Origin of the sequence: Kosakonia sp. H7A, from assembly GCF_003028445.1 — a bacterium.
GTDB lineage: Bacteria > Pseudomonadota > Gammaproteobacteria > Enterobacterales > Enterobacteriaceae > Kosakonia > Kosakonia radicincitans.
The window spans coordinates 1461550-1477490 of record NZ_PYTZ01000001.1 but is presented as its reverse complement, the minus strand read 5'-3'; the positions used below and the strand labels follow the sequence as shown (position 1 = coordinate 1477490).

Annotated in this window: 18 protein-coding genes; 10 read left to right on the top strand and 8 right to left on the bottom strand. The window is 55.7% G+C overall.

Annotated features, from left to right (window positions below):
• The first annotated feature begins 3 nt into the window (after window positions 1-3).
• The 7 genes from CWM66_RS06870 to CWM66_RS06840 all read left to right on the top strand — a co-directional run bounded on the left by CWM66_RS06870 (window position 4) and on the right by CWM66_RS06840 (window position 6881).
• A complete protein-coding gene (locus CWM66_RS06870) occupies window positions 4-615 on the top strand; it encodes a YitT family protein (protein ID WP_007373562.1) in 612 nt (203 codons plus the stop codon).
• Window positions 616-702: 87 nt separating this feature from the next.
• A complete protein-coding gene (locus CWM66_RS06865) occupies window positions 703-1248 on the top strand; it encodes a GNAT family N-acetyltransferase (protein WP_007373563.1) in 546 nt (181 codons plus the stop codon).
• A gap of 234 nt (window positions 1249-1482) precedes the next feature.
• Window positions 1483-1734 (top strand): hypothetical protein, encoded by a 252-nt coding sequence (locus tag CWM66_RS06860; protein ID WP_007373564.1) that lies wholly within the window; start codon window positions 1483-1485, stop codon window positions 1732-1734.
• A complete protein-coding gene (locus tag CWM66_RS06855) occupies window positions 1731-1949 on the top strand; it encodes a hypothetical protein (RefSeq protein WP_007373565.1) in 219 nt (72 codons plus the stop codon). The genes CWM66_RS06860 and CWM66_RS06855 overlap by 4 nt, the downstream gene beginning before the upstream one ends.
• 256 nt (window positions 1950-2205) lie before the next feature.
• On the top strand, window positions 2206-3288 hold the full coding sequence (locus CWM66_RS06850; RefSeq protein WP_007373566.1) for a LacI family DNA-binding transcriptional regulator: 1083 nt from the start codon (window positions 2206-2208) through the stop codon (window positions 3286-3288).
• 105 nt (window positions 3289-3393) lie between these two features.
• Window positions 3394-6468: a beta-galactosidase gene (locus CWM66_RS06845; protein ID WP_107146403.1), complete on the top strand. Its 3075-nt coding sequence runs from the start codon at window positions 3394-3396 to the stop codon at window positions 6466-6468.
• A 59-nt stretch (window positions 6469-6527) separates the two neighbouring features.
• Entirely contained in the window at window positions 6528-6881 is a 354-nt protein-coding gene (locus CWM66_RS06840; RefSeq protein ID WP_007373568.1) for a DUF1428 domain-containing protein, read from the top strand.
• An 8-nt stretch (window positions 6882-6889) separates the two neighbouring features.
• Here CWM66_RS06840 and CWM66_RS06835 read toward each other — a convergent pair whose 3' ends face one another.
• The 6 genes from CWM66_RS06835 to CWM66_RS06810 form a co-directional block, all read right to left on the bottom strand.
• Window positions 6890-7435 carry a flavin reductase family protein gene (locus tag CWM66_RS06835; RefSeq protein ID WP_035887310.1) on the bottom strand — a complete coding sequence of 182 codons (546 nt, stop codon included), beginning with the start codon at window positions 7433-7435 and terminating at the stop codon, window positions 6890-6892.
• 29 nt (window positions 7436-7464) lie between these two features.
• On the bottom strand, window positions 7465-9039 hold the full coding sequence (locus CWM66_RS06830) for an EAL domain-containing protein (RefSeq protein WP_079518327.1): 1575 nt from the start codon (window positions 9037-9039) through the stop codon (window positions 7465-7467).
• A 211-nt stretch (window positions 9040-9250) separates the two neighbouring features.
• Window positions 9251-9910, bottom strand: coding sequence for a methionine ABC transporter permease (locus CWM66_RS06825; RefSeq protein WP_007373572.1), 660 nt, complete (start codon window positions 9908-9910; stop codon window positions 9251-9253).
• Window positions 9907-10698, bottom strand: a complete 792-nt coding sequence (locus CWM66_RS06820; protein WP_007373573.1) for a methionine ABC transporter ATP-binding protein — start codon at window positions 10696-10698, stop codon at window positions 9907-9909. The genes CWM66_RS06825 and CWM66_RS06820 overlap by 4 nt, the downstream gene beginning before the upstream one ends.
• Window positions 10695-11501 carry a MetQ/NlpA family ABC transporter substrate-binding protein gene (locus CWM66_RS06815; protein WP_007373574.1) on the bottom strand — a complete coding sequence of 269 codons (807 nt, stop codon included), beginning with the start codon at window positions 11499-11501 and terminating at the stop codon, window positions 10695-10697. The genes CWM66_RS06820 and CWM66_RS06815 overlap by 4 nt, the downstream gene beginning before the upstream one ends.
• A 25-nt stretch (window positions 11502-11526) precedes the next feature.
• On the bottom strand, window positions 11527-12555 hold the full coding sequence (locus CWM66_RS06810; RefSeq protein WP_007373575.1) for an isopenicillin N synthase family oxygenase: 1029 nt from the start codon (window positions 12553-12555) through the stop codon (window positions 11527-11529).
• Window positions 12556-12819: 264 nt separating this feature from the next.
• On the opposite strand from CWM66_RS06810, the gene CWM66_RS06805 reads away from it, so the two are divergent.
• Both CWM66_RS06805 and ykgO read left to right on the top strand, forming a co-directional pair.
• Entirely contained in the window at window positions 12820-13080 is a 261-nt protein-coding gene (locus CWM66_RS06805; RefSeq protein ID WP_072438211.1) for a type B 50S ribosomal protein L31, read from the top strand.
• Between the two features lie 3 nt (window positions 13081-13083).
• Window positions 13084-13224, top strand: a complete 141-nt coding sequence (gene ykgO, locus CWM66_RS06800) for a type B 50S ribosomal protein L36 (protein ID WP_007373577.1) — start codon at window positions 13084-13086, stop codon at window positions 13222-13224.
• Here ykgO and CWM66_RS06795 read toward each other — a convergent pair.
• Window positions 13221-13922, bottom strand: coding sequence for a GNAT family N-acetyltransferase (locus CWM66_RS06795; RefSeq protein WP_035887312.1), 702 nt, complete (start codon window positions 13920-13922; stop codon window positions 13221-13223). The genes ykgO and CWM66_RS06795 overlap by 4 nt on opposite strands.
• Before the next feature lie 97 nt (window positions 13923-14019).
• Between CWM66_RS06795 and CWM66_RS06790 the strand changes: the two genes are divergently transcribed.
• Window positions 14020-15465, top strand: coding sequence for a PLP-dependent aminotransferase family protein (locus tag CWM66_RS06790; RefSeq protein WP_107146402.1), 1446 nt, complete (start codon window positions 14020-14022; stop codon window positions 15463-15465).
• Here CWM66_RS06790 and CWM66_RS06785 read toward each other — a convergent pair.
• Window positions 15431-15910, bottom strand: coding sequence for a YlaC family protein (locus CWM66_RS06785; protein ID WP_035887316.1), 480 nt, complete (start codon window positions 15908-15910; stop codon window positions 15431-15433). The genes CWM66_RS06790 and CWM66_RS06785 overlap by 35 nt on opposite strands.
• Window positions 15911-15941 lie beyond the last annotated feature (31 nt).

The following is a 15941-nucleotide window of genomic DNA, read 5'->3' as shown; positions in this document are numbered from 1 at the left end:
AAAATGCTACGTCGATTACTGCAACTCTATATTGGTTTGGTCCTGTACGGTGTTTCTACCGCGATGTTTGTCCGCGCGGATTTGGGCGCCGATCCGTGGAATGTTTTCCACCTTGGGGTGGCGAAACTGCTGTCGATGGATATCGGTACGGTGATGATCGCCACCGGCGCGCTGGTATTGTTGTTCTGGATCCCGCTGCGTCAGCGTCCGGGTCTGGGAACCATCAGCAATGTGATCGTGCTTGGGCTTGCCGCCGATGCTGCGCTGGCGTTGATGCCGCCGCTGGAGACACTCCTGGCGCGCAGCGTAATGCTGGTGGCGGCGGTAATTGTCAATGCGCTGGCGACCGGAATGTATATTGGTGCCGGGTTTGGCGCAGGCCCGCGTGATGGCCTGATGACCGGGATCCATGCCCGCACAGGCTGGTCAGTGCGCAGTATCCGTACGGCGATTGAGATTTCAGTCTTGCTGGCAGGCTGCCTGTTGGGCGGCACATTTGGCGTCGGCACGGTATTTTACGCGCTCAGTATTGGCCCGCTGATTCAGCTTTGTCTGCCGTGGTTTCGTCAGAAACCGACGCTAAGCGTGGCGCCGCAAACTGAACCGGTAGCCTGATTTTTCGTTAATATAGCGAAAAATCCCCTGATCTGGCGGAGCGTCTGCAATACTTGCTTCTCTCAGGAAGAAAAGGAGCGATCACCTGTGACGACACCAGAGCTTCAAACGGCACGTCTAATTCTCAAACCGCTGGCATCGGAAGATGCCACGCAAATTCAGCGCATTTTCCCTCGCTGGGAGATTGTCCGTTATCTGGTTGCCAGCGTTCCCTGGCCCTATCCGGATGATGCGGCGCAGAACTATGTCGACAATGTTGCGCTGGAGGCAACGCGCGCGGGGAAAGGCTGGTTCTGGACGTTGCGACGTAAAGAGAATGCCGATGAACTCATGGGCGTGATCTGCCTGATGGATACGCCGGACAATAACCGGGGATTCTGGCTGGCTCCGGAGTGGCAAGGGCAGGGGTATATGACGGAAGCCTGCCATGCGGTAACGGATTTTTGGTTTAACGTGCTTGAACGCGATGTACTGCGCGCGCCCAAAGCTGTCGCCAACGATCGTTCGAAGAGACTTTCTCAACGCAGCGGTATGCGCTTAGTTCGCCTGCAAAAAGGTGAGTATGTTTCCGGGGAGCTGGAGACGGAGTTGTGGGAGATAACCCGCGAAAAATGGAACCAACTGCATCACTGAAACCCGTCGGCGTGCGCGCTGGCGGGTTTTATTCCCGCGATTAGCATTATATTTTTTCGTTTTAAATTATAGTGTCATTTAATTGAAATATTATCTTCATTTTTCTGTCATAAATATAAGGCAGATTATTTATGGGGATTTTTCGCCCTGTTATAATTTTGAAATATAAATCTGGATCGGTTTCATAAGTTCGTGTATTAATTAGCATGTTTATTCACACAAGAAGGGATAATCATGGCCAGTGCAGTATTAAACGTCAAAATTGATGAAGCGCTAAAAGAGAAATTGCGTCATTACGCAGAAGTAAATAGTGAAAATTTAAGCACGGCGACAGAAAAACTGCTGCTGCTGGCGTTCGAAGCAGCGGAAGAGGCGGGAGTCTCGGAAGATGATATTGACAACCAGCACACGGAAGAAGAGAGTGCAACTCCGTTCACTCCTAAAGAGATCAAAGCATTACGTAAACTCCTGAAGAAGAAAAAATGAACCAACAACTGCTATCAACCGCCAGTAACTACGGCGAAGCCTGTGCGATGTTGCGCTCAGGCTTTGTAAAACAAGTACGACTGGACTGGAATATCGGAAGTGATGAGTTTTTTCGTATCGCATCGGACTGGTGTGACGCTGGCGCGAAAATCAAAAAAGAGGGAAACAGTTTTATTATTTCAATAAAAGGATTTCCTATTCCTCGCCAGCAGTAATCTTGTTGTCATGAAACCGTCATTTAAATTGCATTAAAAACTGTGATGATTGTTTCATAATAACTCTACAGAACCATCTCAAAACACATTACGGATGATGTTTCCGGCGAGCCTTGTGGTTCGCCGATATTTCTTTTTGTCTCGCGCAATATATTTTGTGCCGATTGTCTTAGTTCCTGGTATTTTTCACGAAGCGCTCACAGGCAGATCCGGGCAAAACGGGTATACTAATGATCCCTTTGCTGCCAGGAACGCCATGAAAACTATCACACTTTACGACGTTGCCAGCTATGCAGGCGTCTCTTACCAGACCGTATCCCGGGTGATCAATGATGCGGCCCATGTTTCCGTTCGTACCCGTGAAAAGGTGCTCGCCGCAATGGCCGCGCTGCACTATGTTCCCAATCGAGGCGCTCAGCAACTTGCGGGCAAACGCAGCAGAGCGCTGGGACTACTGACTACCGATCTGGCGCTGCATGCGCCGTCACAAATTGCCTCGGCGGTGAAATCCCGCGCCGGTCTTGCCTCCACGAGCGTCATTATTTCGATGCTTGAGCAGCATGACGCCGCCAGTTGTAGCGCGGCATTGCAGGAACTGCTGGCACAGCGTGTGGAAGGCGTGCTTATTAATGTTCCGCTGGAAGATGCGTTGGCGCAGCAGTTGGCGGCGCAGGCGCAACCGACGCCGGTATTGTTTCTGGATGTCAGTGATAAGGCAGCCGTTAACAGTCTGGTGTTTGATGCGGAGCAGGGCGCGCGCCTGGGTGTGGAACATGTGCTGTCGCAAGGCCACCAGCGCATTGCTCTGCTGGGCGGGCCGCAGAGTTCAGTTTCAGCCCGCGCCCGTTTTAGCGGCTGGCTGGCGGCGTTAGCACAGGAGAAACTGACCCCCTGCGCCAGCGAGTATGGGGACTGGAGCGCCGCATCGGGGTATGAAAAAGCCCATCTGCTACTGGCGGGTCCCCGGCTGCCGCAGGCGATTCTGGTGGCCAACGATCAGATGGCGCTCGGCGTGATGCGCGCCTGTGCTGAGAAGGGCATTGATGTGCCAGGGCAGATTTCAGTGGTGGGGTACGACGACACGGCGGACAGCGCCTGGTTTTCTCCGCCGCTGACCACGGTGCGCCAGGCGTTCAAAGAAGCGGGCGAGCGTAGCGTGGACTGGCTGCTTAATCCGCCCGACAGGGAATTGACCCTCAGTCAGATTCGGCTGCCCGTCACGTTGATCGAACGTCTGTCTACGGCTCCGGCGCGCGAACGGCAGATCCGCAGCGGTGAAACTCTTGCCCGGCAACTGAGTGAACTGGCACAGCAGGTTGCCATGCTGGATCGGCGCTAATGCTTTTGTGATCCTCTTCGCTTTCAGCCGATCGCGGACTTTACCTGCGATTAAAAATACGCCATTGTTTCTTTAATTGTGAGCGCTTCGCAAAAAAGAGGTTTTATGTCTGCTACCGCATTAAGTTCGCTGGTTTCCCGCCGCGACTGGGAAAACCCGGCGATTACCCACTGGCACCGTTTACCGGCTCATGCGCCCATGCGTAGCTGGCGTGATGAAAATGCGGCGCGCGATGATGCCGCTTCACCTGCGCGGCGCCTGCTCAATGGCGAATGGCGCTTCAGCCTGTTTGGCTCGCCGGAAGCCGTACCGGAACGCTGGATAACAGAGGATTGCACCGATGCGGTGGCGATGCCGGTGCCATCGAACTGGCAGATGCAGGGATTTGATACGCCCATTTATACCAATGTTACCTATCCGATTCCGGTGACGCCTCCGTTTGTTCCGCAACAAAACCCGACAGGTTGTTACTCGCTCACATTTACAATGGAAGAAGGCGCGCTGGCGCAGGGGCAGACGCGGATTGTTTTTGATGGTGTCAATGCGGCGTTTTATCTTTGGTGTAACGGCCAATGGATCGGCTATTCGCAGGACAGCCGCCTGCCCGCCGAGTTTGACCTCAGTCAGGCGCTAAAAGCGGGGGAAAACCGGCTGGCGGTGATGGTGCTGCGCTGGTGCGATGGCAGCTATCTGGAAGACCAGGATATGTGGCGGATGAGCGGGATTTTTCGCGATGTCTCCCTGCAACACAAACCGCAGACGCATATTGCCGATTTCCACTATGTCAGCGAGCTGAATGCGGACCTGACCCACGCGCAATTACAGGTTAACGTGCAACTGGCCGGGGCGTTTGCAGCGTGTCGCGTTGCCGTTGCCCTGTGGCGCGGCGGAGAAAAAATCGCCGCCGCTCAGCAGTCGCCGGGCAGCGCCGTGGTGGATGAGCGCGGCGCGTGGGCAGAACGCCTGTGCGTGACGCTGTCGGTTGCCGCGCCCGCGCTGTGGAGCGCGGAAACACCGAACCTCTATCGCCTGACATTAACCCTGCTAGATGCACAAGGAAACGTACTGGAAGCGGAAGCCTGCGACGTGGGTTTCCGCAAAGTGGAAATCCGTCATGGTTTGCTGCTGCTTAACGGCAAACCGCTGTTGATTCGTGGTGTAAACCGTCACGAGCACCATCCGGAAAACGGACAGGCCATTGATGAAGCCACCATGCGGCGCGACATTGAGCTGATGAAACAGCACAACTTCAATGCCGTGCGCTGTTCTCACTATCCGAACCATCCGCTGTGGTATCGCTTGTGCGATCGGTACGGCTTATACGTCGTGGATGAAGCCAATATTGAAACCCACGGCATGGTGCCGATGAGCCGCCTGGCGGACGATCCGGGTTGGCTGCCAGCCATGAGCGAACGTGTGACGCGCATGGTACAGCGCGATCGCAACCATCCGTCGATCATTATCTGGTCGCTGGGCAACGAATCTGGTCATGGCGCGAACCACGATGCGCTGTATCGCTGGCTGAAAACGACCGATCCGACGCGTCCGGTGCAGTATGAAGGCGGCGGCGCGAACACGGCGGCCACCGATATTGTCTGCCCGATGTATGCCCGCGTCGACCAGGATCAGCCTTTCCCGGCGGTGCCGAAGTGGTCGATTAAAAAATGGATCGGTTTGCCCGGCGAAAATCGCCCGCTCATTCTTTGCGAATACGCACATGCGATGGGCAACAGCTTTGGCGGTTTTGCCAAATACTGGGAAGCGTTCCGCGCTTTCCCGCGTTTGCAGGGCGGTTTTGTCTGGGACTGGGTTGACCAGGCATTAACCAAAACCGGTGATGATGGGCAACCATTCTGGGCTTACGGCGGCGATTTTGGCGATACGCCGAATGACCGCCAGTTCTGTATGAATGGGCTGGTATTTCCCGATCGCACGCCGCATCCGGCGCTGTATGAAGCGCAGCGCGCGCAGCAATTTTTCCAGTTCAGCCTGCTTAGCACCACGCCGCTGGTGCTGGAAGTTGAGAGCGAATATCTGTTCCGCGCCACTGATAATGAATACCTGCGCTGGTCTGTCGCCCGCGATGGAGATGTACTGGCGCAGGGAGAAATCACGCTGGATATTGCGCCGCAAGGCAAGCAGCGTATTGAGCTGAACATACCCGCGCTGGAGGCCGCGCCCGGTGATGTCTGGTTGAATGTGGATGTTTTCCAGCGTGCGGCGACGCACTGGTCGGCGGCGGATCATCGCTGCGCCTGGGATCAGTGGCGTCTGCCCGCGCCGTTGTATATCACTCCGCGCGTAGTGCAGAACTCGCGCCCGACATTGCAGTCCAACGAGCAGGAATTTGTCATCACGCATCAGTCGCAGCGCTGGCACTTCTGTCGCCGCAGCGGCAACCTGCAACAGTGGTGGCGCGATGAGCAGCCGACGCTGCTGACTCCGCTGAGCGATTGTTTTGCCCGTGCGCCGCTGGATAACGACATTGGTATCAGCGAGGTGACACGCATCGATCCCAACGCGTGGGTGGAACGCTGGAAAGCGGCAGGCATGTACGATCTGTCGGCTGAACTGCTTTATTGTGACGTTGAAGAGCGCAGCACCGGGATTGTGGTGAGTACCGGTCAGCGCTGGCTGGGTGCAGGGAAAACCGCGTTTATCAGCCATAAATGCTGGCGAATTGATGGTGACGGCGCACTGCATGGCGATGTCACGGTACAGGTGGCGCGAGATATTCCGCCGCCTGCACGGGTGGGGCTGGTCTGCCAACTGGCGGAGCGGCATCCGCAGGTAAGCTGGCTGGGGCTGGGGCCGCATGAAAACTACCCGGATCGCCAGCTGGCGGCGCGTCAGGGACGGTGGACGCAGCCGCTGTCGGCGCTGCACACGCCCTATATTTTCCCCGGCGAAAATGGGCTGCGCTGCAACACGCGCGCATTGTGGTTCGGTGCGCACCAGTGGCAGGGGGATTTCCATTTTTCCCTCGGCTGCTACAGCGATGAGCAACTGCGGGAAACCACGCACCATCACTTATTGCGCGAAGAAGCCGGTTGCTGGCTGCATCTCGATGCCTTCCACATGGGCGTTGGCGGCGATGACTCCTGGAGCCCGAGCGTGTCGCCGGAGTTTATCCTGCGAGATGAGACGGTGCGTTACGCCTTTTGCTGGCGGCAGAACTAAACTTATCGGGTCTGATGTAGTGGGGCTGTCCCGCTGCGCAGTCATGTGGGGGCCGATGCATGAAATATGTCGATGGTTTTGTGGTCGCAGTGCCAGAGGATGAAAAAGAGGCTTATTGCCAGCTCGCGGCGAAAGCGGCACCGATCTTCAAAGAGTTCGGCGCAACGCGCATTGTCGAATGTTGGGCTGACGACGTACCGGATGGCAAACTCACCGATTTTCGCATGGCGGTAAAAGCTGAAGACCACGAAGCGGTCGTCTTCAGCTGGATTGAATACCCGTCCAAAGAGGTACGCGATGCGGCGAATCAAAAAATGATGACCGATCCCCGCATGCGCGAACTGGGCAATGCGATGCCTTTTGACGGTAAGCGCATGATATACGGAGGCTTTGTGCCAGTGCTTGATGAGTAATGTGACACTCAGGAGACTTTGGTGAAGAGCGCTTTACGCTCAAGCACATCGCCATCGGTACGGAACACGCCGTCGCCGGTGTAATGCAGCGTCTGCGGCCACGTTGGTTCGCGGTTTACCCGCGCTGCAACCACTTCAAAAATAAAGAAGTTGTAGGTATCCACCATTGCGTCGTCATAAAGGCGGCATTCGAACTGGCCGTAGCACTCTTTAATGGATGGCGCGGTCACGTGTTCGCTTTTTTCTGCCGTCAGGCCAAATTGAGCAAACTTATCGACCTCATCGCCCGTACAGTTGCCAATGCGAGAAACGGTGTCGATCATGCTGGCTTCAGGCAGGTTAATTACGCACTCTCCGCTTTGTCGGATGCGTTCGAAGCTGGCATTGCCACCGGAAATCATGCAGCCGACCAGCGAAGGGGAAAACTCCAGAATCGTGTGCCAGCCTAAGGTCATAATATTATTCCGCCCTTGCCAGTGGCTGCTCAGCAGTACCACCGGGCCAGGCTCCAGCCAGTGCCGGACATCGTGCAGCGGCCAGGATTGCTTTTTCATTGTGCTTCCTCCGCGTTGTTAAAACCCTTTTAACAGTAGCAGAGCGCTTTCTCATGAAGGTTATTTTCCGCCCAGCGAATAAACTCCTCCGCCGGTAGCGCTTTGCTGTAAAGCCAGCCTTGCCCATATTCCACGCCACACTGTTTCAGCCACTGCAACTGAGCTTCGGTTTCGATACCTTCGGCAACCATCGCCAGCTTTAAGGCTTTTGCCATCTCGATAATGTGCGGCGTCACGGTTTTGTGCTCCAGCGCATCGACAAACGATTTATCGATTTTAATGATATCGACGTCGAGGTTTTGCAGGTAGCTCAGGCTGCAATAACCCGTACCGAAATCGTCAATGTAGATCGCATGGCCTGCGGCGCGCAGCGTGTTGATCGCCGGGCCGCTGACGACCGGATCGGCAAAACCCCGCTCGGTTAGTTCTAAGGCGATTTGCGACGGCGAAAGCTGCCAGCGCTGTAGTAATTCCGCGAGTAGAGCCGGCAGGCCCGGATCCAGCAGATCGGTGGGTTCCAGATTGACAGAGATATGCTGCTCTGGGTGTTGCTGCAGCCATGGCCCCATATCGGCAAACACATTTTCAATCATCAGCCTGGTCAACTGCGGCATCAGGCCGCTGTGTACCGCGAGCGGGATAAAAATATCCGGCGACAGAAAAGTGCCGTCCTTTTGCTGCCAGCGCGCCAGCGCCTCGGCTCCAACGATACGCCCGCTTTCCAGCGCCATAATCGGCTGGTAATGCGCCATGATTTCACGGCGATGGATGGCCTCCTGCAACTGATAGTGCGGCGATTGCAGACGACGCAGCACTCTGAGTAAAACAAAGGCGAGCAATAAACTCATCAGCAAACTGAACGGCACCCAGATAGTCAATAAACGATGCCAGTTGTTTTCCAGCGGCGTGTCCGGCATCCAGGTTACGGTGGCCAGCCCCTGGCTGGCATCGTATTTAATGTGGTAGGTTGATTCCCGGAAATGCTCTGTCGTTTGCGCGCGTTGCGCTATCTGCTCGAGCACGGTGCGGGGGATCTCCGTACTACCCGCAATGACTTGCCGGGTGCTGGTATTGACCAGCGAGAAGTGCAGCGGAAGCGAGCCGTAAGAGAGGATATCGATAAACGACTGGGGATCGACCATCACGACATAATGCTCATTACCGATGGCAATCATGTTCCGCGATAAACCCAAATCATTGTGACGCGTAAGCCAGACGCGAAAGCCATCTGCGGTAATTTTCTTTGGCGGCGGGAAGGGCGATGTCGAGGTGCCGCTTTGCAACGATGAGCAGCGCGGCTGAAGATCGTCAACGTATAAAACTTCCTGCACATAGCGATGGGCGTAAGAAGCGCGTTGCATCTCCAGCAGATGTTCGGCGGTACAAACCGGGCCTCGCCAGTTTTCCAGTTGCCGGAGCGCGGCTTTACTTTCGTTAACGACACGCAGTGTGCGCATATCCGCCAGCTTTGAATAGCTTTCAAGCTGATCCATAAACGTTTCTTTAGCCTGGCGATGGGTCATCCAGATACTCAGCCCTGGCGGGAGGATCAGCGCGAGCGCCAGAATCGCAATAATAAGAGTTACCAGCCGTCGATTAGTCATGATCAAAAATCCCTCTTTGATACTGATAAACATAGCGTATCTTTCACCCGCAAATGTTATATCACGCGGCAGCAATTGTTTTCTTTCAGGATGAGCAGGGGTGAGGAAAAAAGAGTCTGCGGTGCAGGTTAGCTAAGAAATTTTTACCAAACAAGAAGGGATAAACGGCGCCTCTTTCCTGGTTTTCAGGGCAAAGAAACGCCGGAACAGCTTATCGACGGTGTGCCAGTCGGCGAACCAGGCGATCACCCACCATTTGCACGCCCTGTACCATCACCACCAGGATAATCACAGTGCCGAACATGACCTGGTTGTTAAAGCGTTGGTAGCCGTAACGAATGGCTAAATCGCCCAGCCCGCCACCGCCAATTACGCCCGCCATTGATGAGAAGCCAATCAGCATCACCACCGTTAAGGTAATCCCGGCCAGCAGCGTGGGAAGCGCTTCCGGCAACAGCGCTTTGGTAATCACATGCCAGAGGTTACCGCCCATGGATAAAATAGCTTCAATGCGTCCGTAATCCACTTCGTCGAGTGCGGTTTCCGTCAGGCGCGCGAAGAAGGGAAATGCGCCAATAGTCACCGGCACGACGGCGGCGGTACTGCCGAGCGTGGTTCCTATAAGTAACCGGGTAAATGGGATCAGCGCAATCAACAGCACAATAAATGGCAGCGAGCGGCCAATGTTGATAATCGTACCGAGCAGCGCATTCAGCTTTGGCATCGGCGCTAAGCCATTACTGCGGGAAATAAACAGCAGTACACCCAGCGGCAGACCAATCAGCACGGTAAAGAGTGCCGACAGGCCGACCATATAAATGGTTTCCAGCGAGCCGTTTAACAGCAGCGGCCAGAGATCCTCCCAGCTCATGCGACCCCACATAACGGCCTCCCGGTAAAACCATGACGAGCAAGAAATGCCTGCTCTGCCTGCGGATCGTGCAGCAGTGCCTGGCGCAGTCGCGACCACGGAGCAACCAGCAAATCAGCGATTTTCCCGCTCTCTATGACTTCGCCATTTTCCAGCAGCGCCGCGTGATCGCACAGCGTTTTGACCACTTCCAGTTCATGGGTGATCAACACAATGGTGAGTTGCAGTTTTTGGTTGATGTCTGCCAGTAACTCCAGCACTGACGCGGTAGTTTCCGGATCCAGCGCGCTGGTGGCTTCGTCGCACAGCAGCACATCCGGGTGTGCCGCCAGCGCTCTGGCAATGCCGACACGCTGCTTTTGTCCGCCGGAAAGCTGTGACGGGAAGGCGTGCGCTTTTTCGCTTAATCCCACCAGCCACAGCAGTTCTTCTACGCGCGCCTGACGCTGGTCTTTCGCTACACCGGCGATTTCCAGCGGCACGGCGACATTATCGGCGACCGTACGCGCATGCAGTAAATTGAAGTGCTGGAAAATCATGCCGGTGCGCAGCCGATGTTCGCGAAGCCCTGTCTTATTCAGTTGGGTGATGTCATTACCGTTCACGATAATACGGCCCGCAGTGGGCCGCTCCAGCAGATTAAGGCAACGGATTAGCGTACTTTTCCCTGCGCCGCTGCGCCCGAGGATGCCGTAAATCGCGCCTTTCGGTACGTTCAGCGACACCTCTTTTAACGCCGGTCGGCCTGCTCCAGCGTAGATTTTACTCAGCCCTTCAATCTCAATCATGACTGCGGCGCAACCGGGATCACGGAACCGTTATATTGCTTGCGGATAAACTCCGCGACCTGCGGTGAGGTCAGATCTTTGGCCAGTTCTTTGATGCGCGGATCGTTGGCCAATTGCGGGTTGGTGACCAGAATATTGGCATAAGGGTTGTGCTTCGCACTCTCCAGACCGAGCGCATCTTTCGCCGGGCTCAGCCCTGCTTCCAGCGCGTAGTTGCCGTTGATTACCGCCAGATCGACATCATCCAGCGAGCGCGGGATTTGCGGCGATTCAATCTCCAGGATCTGCAAATGTTTCGGGTTCTGCGCGATGTCTTTCGGCGTCGCCAGGGTGGTGGCCGGATCGGTGAACTTGCTGTCGAGCTTGATCAATCCCTGGGCTTGCAGCAGGAACAGGGCGCGGCTCAGGTTAGTGGCATTATTCGGCACGGCCACTTTGGCGTTATTCGGCAGCGATTTGAAATCCTTGTATTTATGTGAATAGATGCCGAGCGGTTCAATGTGTACCGTCGCGGCAACGGCAAAAGTCTTGCCCAGCGCCTTTTCCTGATCCTTCAAGTAAGGCACATGCTGGAAGTAGTTGGCATCGACATCGCCGTTCGCCAGCAGCTCGTTAGCATTGGCGCCGTTGGTTAATTCAACCACTTTCAGATCCAGTTTCGGATCGATCTTTTTGATGTAATTGAGGATCTCCGCGTGCGGTACCGGGTCGGCGGCGACGCGCAGTGCTTCAGCCTGGGCGGAAGTCCATACCAGAGAAAGAGACAGTGCTACCCCTGCCAGAGTAAAAGCGGCATGTTTCATGATGTGTGTTCCTGTGTTGTTATGGTCAGACGATCAATTGTTCAGTGCGTTCGCGCAGCACATCGCGGTAATAACGTTCCGCCACATCCGGATGGGAGCGCAGGCGGCCTTTCAGGTAGTTCCAGCCGACATCGCGCAGCAGCGGATTGTGCGGATCGCTCTCCGGCCCGCGCGCCTCTTGCGCCAGCTTCGGCGGTAGGGTGTACAACGGCACCACCGCATCGAGCTGGGCGCCGAGGAAGAAAGCAATCGACAAACGCTGCTGTTCCGCAGGGGGCGAAACCACGCGGTGAACGGTGGCGCGCAGATAGCCATTGGTGGCCAGTTCCAGCAGTTCGCCAATGTTGACGACAAAACTGCCCGCCAGCGGCGCGGCGTCGATCCAGTGGCCTGGTTCGACTTCTACTTGCAGCCCTTTTTGCTCGTCCTGCAGCAGAAAACTGAGAAAGCCGGAATCCTTATGGGCGCCAACGCCTTGCGCGCTCCGGGTCGAGTGCTGGCCAGGGTAGCGGATCAGCTTGATATGCTCGTTCGGTTTATCGCCATACAGCGCGTCAAAGGCGTCCGCAGGCAGTTGCAGTGCTTCGGCAAACGCCCGCAGCAGTGTGATGGCCATACCGGTCATCGCCTTCTGCCAGGCGAGCAGGGCGGGTTTCAGCGTTGGCAAGGCTTGCGGCCAAAGATTCGGGCCTTGTAAGCGTCGCCAGCCGGGATCGCTGTCGCTGAGCAGTAGCGCCGGGCGTTCCGCGCCAATATCGAACTGCTCGCGCCAGTCCGGTTGCCCGCGGGTTATCTCTGAAGCGGCGCGGTTATAGCCACGAAAATGGGGGGAGTGGATCATCGCCACTTGCTGTTTTTGCTCATCAGTCAGGGCGAAAAAACGTCGGGATTCTTGCTGGACGGCGTGTTGCAGTGCGTCATCGACGCCGTGGTTAATCAGGTAGAAGAAACCGATATCGCGCGCAGCGTGGCGCAGATCGGCAAGAAAGCGTTCGCGCTCAGCGCCGTGCGTATAGCGGGAAAGATCGAGGATCGGTAACGTCGTTGCGTTCATTGTGTTCTCCGAAAGCAGTCAATAATCGTGTTCTGGTCAGGTTCAGGGTTCGGGGACAACAACAGCGCATTTTCTTTTTCCTCTTCGTCAGGTGTGATCACAGCTTGCCTGAGGGGCACCAATTCAACCAATAACGTTCTTTTCTAATTTATGTCCGCGCAGGATCACGTGCTTTTGCGAAAAACGCATAACGCGGATCGCTTGAAATGGAGAAATAACTTCGATAGACTTTTGTTATGTTATAACAAAACAGATGAGTGAATTATGAAAGCTGATATCCATCCTCACTATCGTACCGTGGTATTCCACGACACCAGCGCCAACGAGTATTTCAAAGTGGGTTCAACCATTAAAACGGAACGCGAAATCGAACTGGAAGGCGTGAGCTATCCGTACGTCACCATCGACGTTTCGTCTGCGTCGCATCCTTATTACACCGGTAAACAAAAAGTGATTGCTAACGAAGGCAGCGCGGCACGTTTCCAGCAACGTTACGGTCGCTTTTTTAGCGATAAAAAGGAGTAAGTGATGCAGGTACTGAATTCATTGCGCAGTGCGAAACAACGCCACCCTGACTGCCAGATTGTCCGGCGCAAGGGGCGTTTATATGTGATCTGTAAATCCAATCCGCGTTTCAAAGCGGTGCAAGGCAAAAAGAAAAAACGTTAAGCGCGAAGTGATGCCAGGGAGTGACGCTGCTTGCCATCGGCCGTGAAGTTGTCGGCGGCAAGCCAGCGTTGCAGCGCGCGATCAATCTGCGGCCATTCCCCGTCAATAATTGAAAACCAATCGGTATCGCGATTATGGCCTTTGAGCACCAGCGCCTGGCGAAAGCGGCCTTCATACTGAAAACCGAGACGCAGCGCCGCCTGGCGTGACGGCTCATTCAGACTGTTACACTTCCACTCGTAGCGCCGGTATCCCAGCGTTGTAAAGGCATAGTTCATCAATAACCATTGCGCTTCTGTCGAGGCGGGTGTACGGGTCAGCAACGGCGAGAAATGTACGCTTCCCACTTCCATGACACCGTTTTTCTCATCAATGCGCATCAGCGCGAGGCTACCAACCGGCTGCGAAGTTTTGTTGTCAATGACGGCAAAGTGTAGTGGATCGTGCAGTGTGCAGATGCTCGCTATCCAGTCGCGAAACGCCGCTTCATCTTTTTCCGGCTCCCGCAGCAGCCACGTCCAGCTCCGGTTATCACCTGCGTGTTGATGCGCCTGAAACAGCGCGCTGGCGTGCTCAGTGCCCAGCGGTTCAAGACGACAATAACGGCCTTCGAGAGTAACGCGCTGCGGGAAAGGGCGTGGCTGCCAGTCAGGCAGCGCATCGCCGATAGGTTGTTGATATTGATTGAACTGGCTCATTGCGTCTCCTTGTGAATACGGAGGCAGCGTAGCGCTGCGGTGGTTCCATAAAAAGAGCCAGCAGGTTATATTTTTATAGAGCCACGCGGAGAAAATAATGAATATTCCTGAGGATGGACTGTACGCGCTGCTGCGACGGGCGCTGAAGGATCGCGCCAGCCTGACGCGGCAGCGCGCGCTGTATGTGGCGCTGCGCGACGCGGTACGGCAGGGGATGTTGAAGCCCGGCAGTCTGTTGCCGGGATCGCGCGTACTGGCGGAGATGCTGAATATTTCGCGTAATACCGTGAATGCAGCGCTGGAACAACTGGCCGTTGAAGGGTATGTGTTGCGCGATCGCCAGGGAACTCGAGTGGCGAAACTGGCGACAGTTGAGCGAACGGATCCGGCGCCGTCGATAACGCTCGCTAAGCGTGTACAGCAACTGCCGGGCGGCGTTTTACGTCATTCGCCCGCGCTGGCGCTGACGCCGGGCATTCCGGCGGCAAATTACTTCCCGCTGACAGTCTGGCGACGGCTGGCTGAACGCGTGTGGCGCGATGAAGGCAGCCCGTTATTGAATTATGGTGAATCCGCCGGTGAATGGCGTTTACGCGTAGCGATAGCCCGCCATTTGGCGATATCTCGCGGCATTGATTGCGATGCTGAACAGATAGTGATCACCGAAGGCGCGCAGGAAGCGCTGATGCTTTGTGTGCATTTACTTAGCGACGTGGGCGAGCATGCATGGGTGGAAGAGCCGGGTTACGGTGGCGCCAAAAGCGCTTTTCTGGCGGCTGGCCTGGAAGTGGCGGGCATGCAGATCGACGATGAAGGGATGGTGCTGAACTCTGCGGCCCGGCCACCGCGCATGATTTACACCTCGCCGTCACATCAGTATCCGCTGGGCAAGGTGATGAGCGCGGCCCGGCGGCTGGCGCTGCTGGACTATGCCCGGCAAGTGGGAAGCTGGATTGTGGAAGATGATTACGATAGTGAGTTTCGCTATCCGGGCGAGCCCATTCCGGCGATGTCAGGCATGGTGGCGAATCCGCCCGTGGTTTATCTTGGTACTTTTAGTAAAACCTTGTTTCCATCGTTGCGTATCGGTTTTATGGTGATGCCGCCCGCGCTGGCGCAGGCTGCCGGACCGGCAATCGGTAGTTTGTTACGTGGCGGTCATCGTGCCGAGCAACTGACGCTGGCGCGTTTTATTGAAGATGGGCACTACGCACGACATCTCGCCGCGATGCGTCGGCTGTATCGCAAGCGGCAGGCGCACCTGCTGGAAGCCGTTCGCAATGAGCTGCACGTTGCGCATCAGGTTTATGGCGGCGGCGGTGGGCTGCACTTAACGCTGGCGATCCCGGGGATTGATGATGAGGCGGTAGCCCTCGCTGCGAGGCAATGGCAACTTGCGCCCCATGCATTAAGCCGTTTTTGGCTGCACAAGCGTGCTGCTTCCAGCGGGCTGGTTCTGGGTTACGGCAATACGTCCGCCAGCCGGTTTACGGCGGCGGTACGTACACTTAACCGATTGATTGAGCAGTCTCGGGACGGGTGAGGGTGAAGACGTCATAAAATGAGAGCTCGCCTTTACGCGCAACCATTTTTTCCAGCCGGGATTTGCTCTCTTCCTCGACCTGCGGGGATTGCAGGATCGCGTTAATCAAACCTGACGGAACAAATCGCGTGTTGTACCACTCGCCGTTATAGCAGACCCGGAAATCGAGCACATCGATATCTTCGTAGTGGTAGCGAGGGTAAACGTCAAAAAAGAAGAAACCATTCAGCACCACGAAGAGCACGATCAATAGCCAGACGGAGCCTGAGAGGGTTTCGGACTGCAGCATCACCGCCAGCGTGGCAAGCCAGGCCAGATACATGCCAACAAACAGGCCGGGGTGTTTGCGAATAAAACTGATGCTGAAGCGCGGGCGGTTATCCCGTTTCTCGCGCTGGTTGATCTCTTCAATCGTTTCGGTGAGCAGCCGCTGTATCTCTGTCATCTTACGCCTTTACTGATACTGTTTTGCAGGT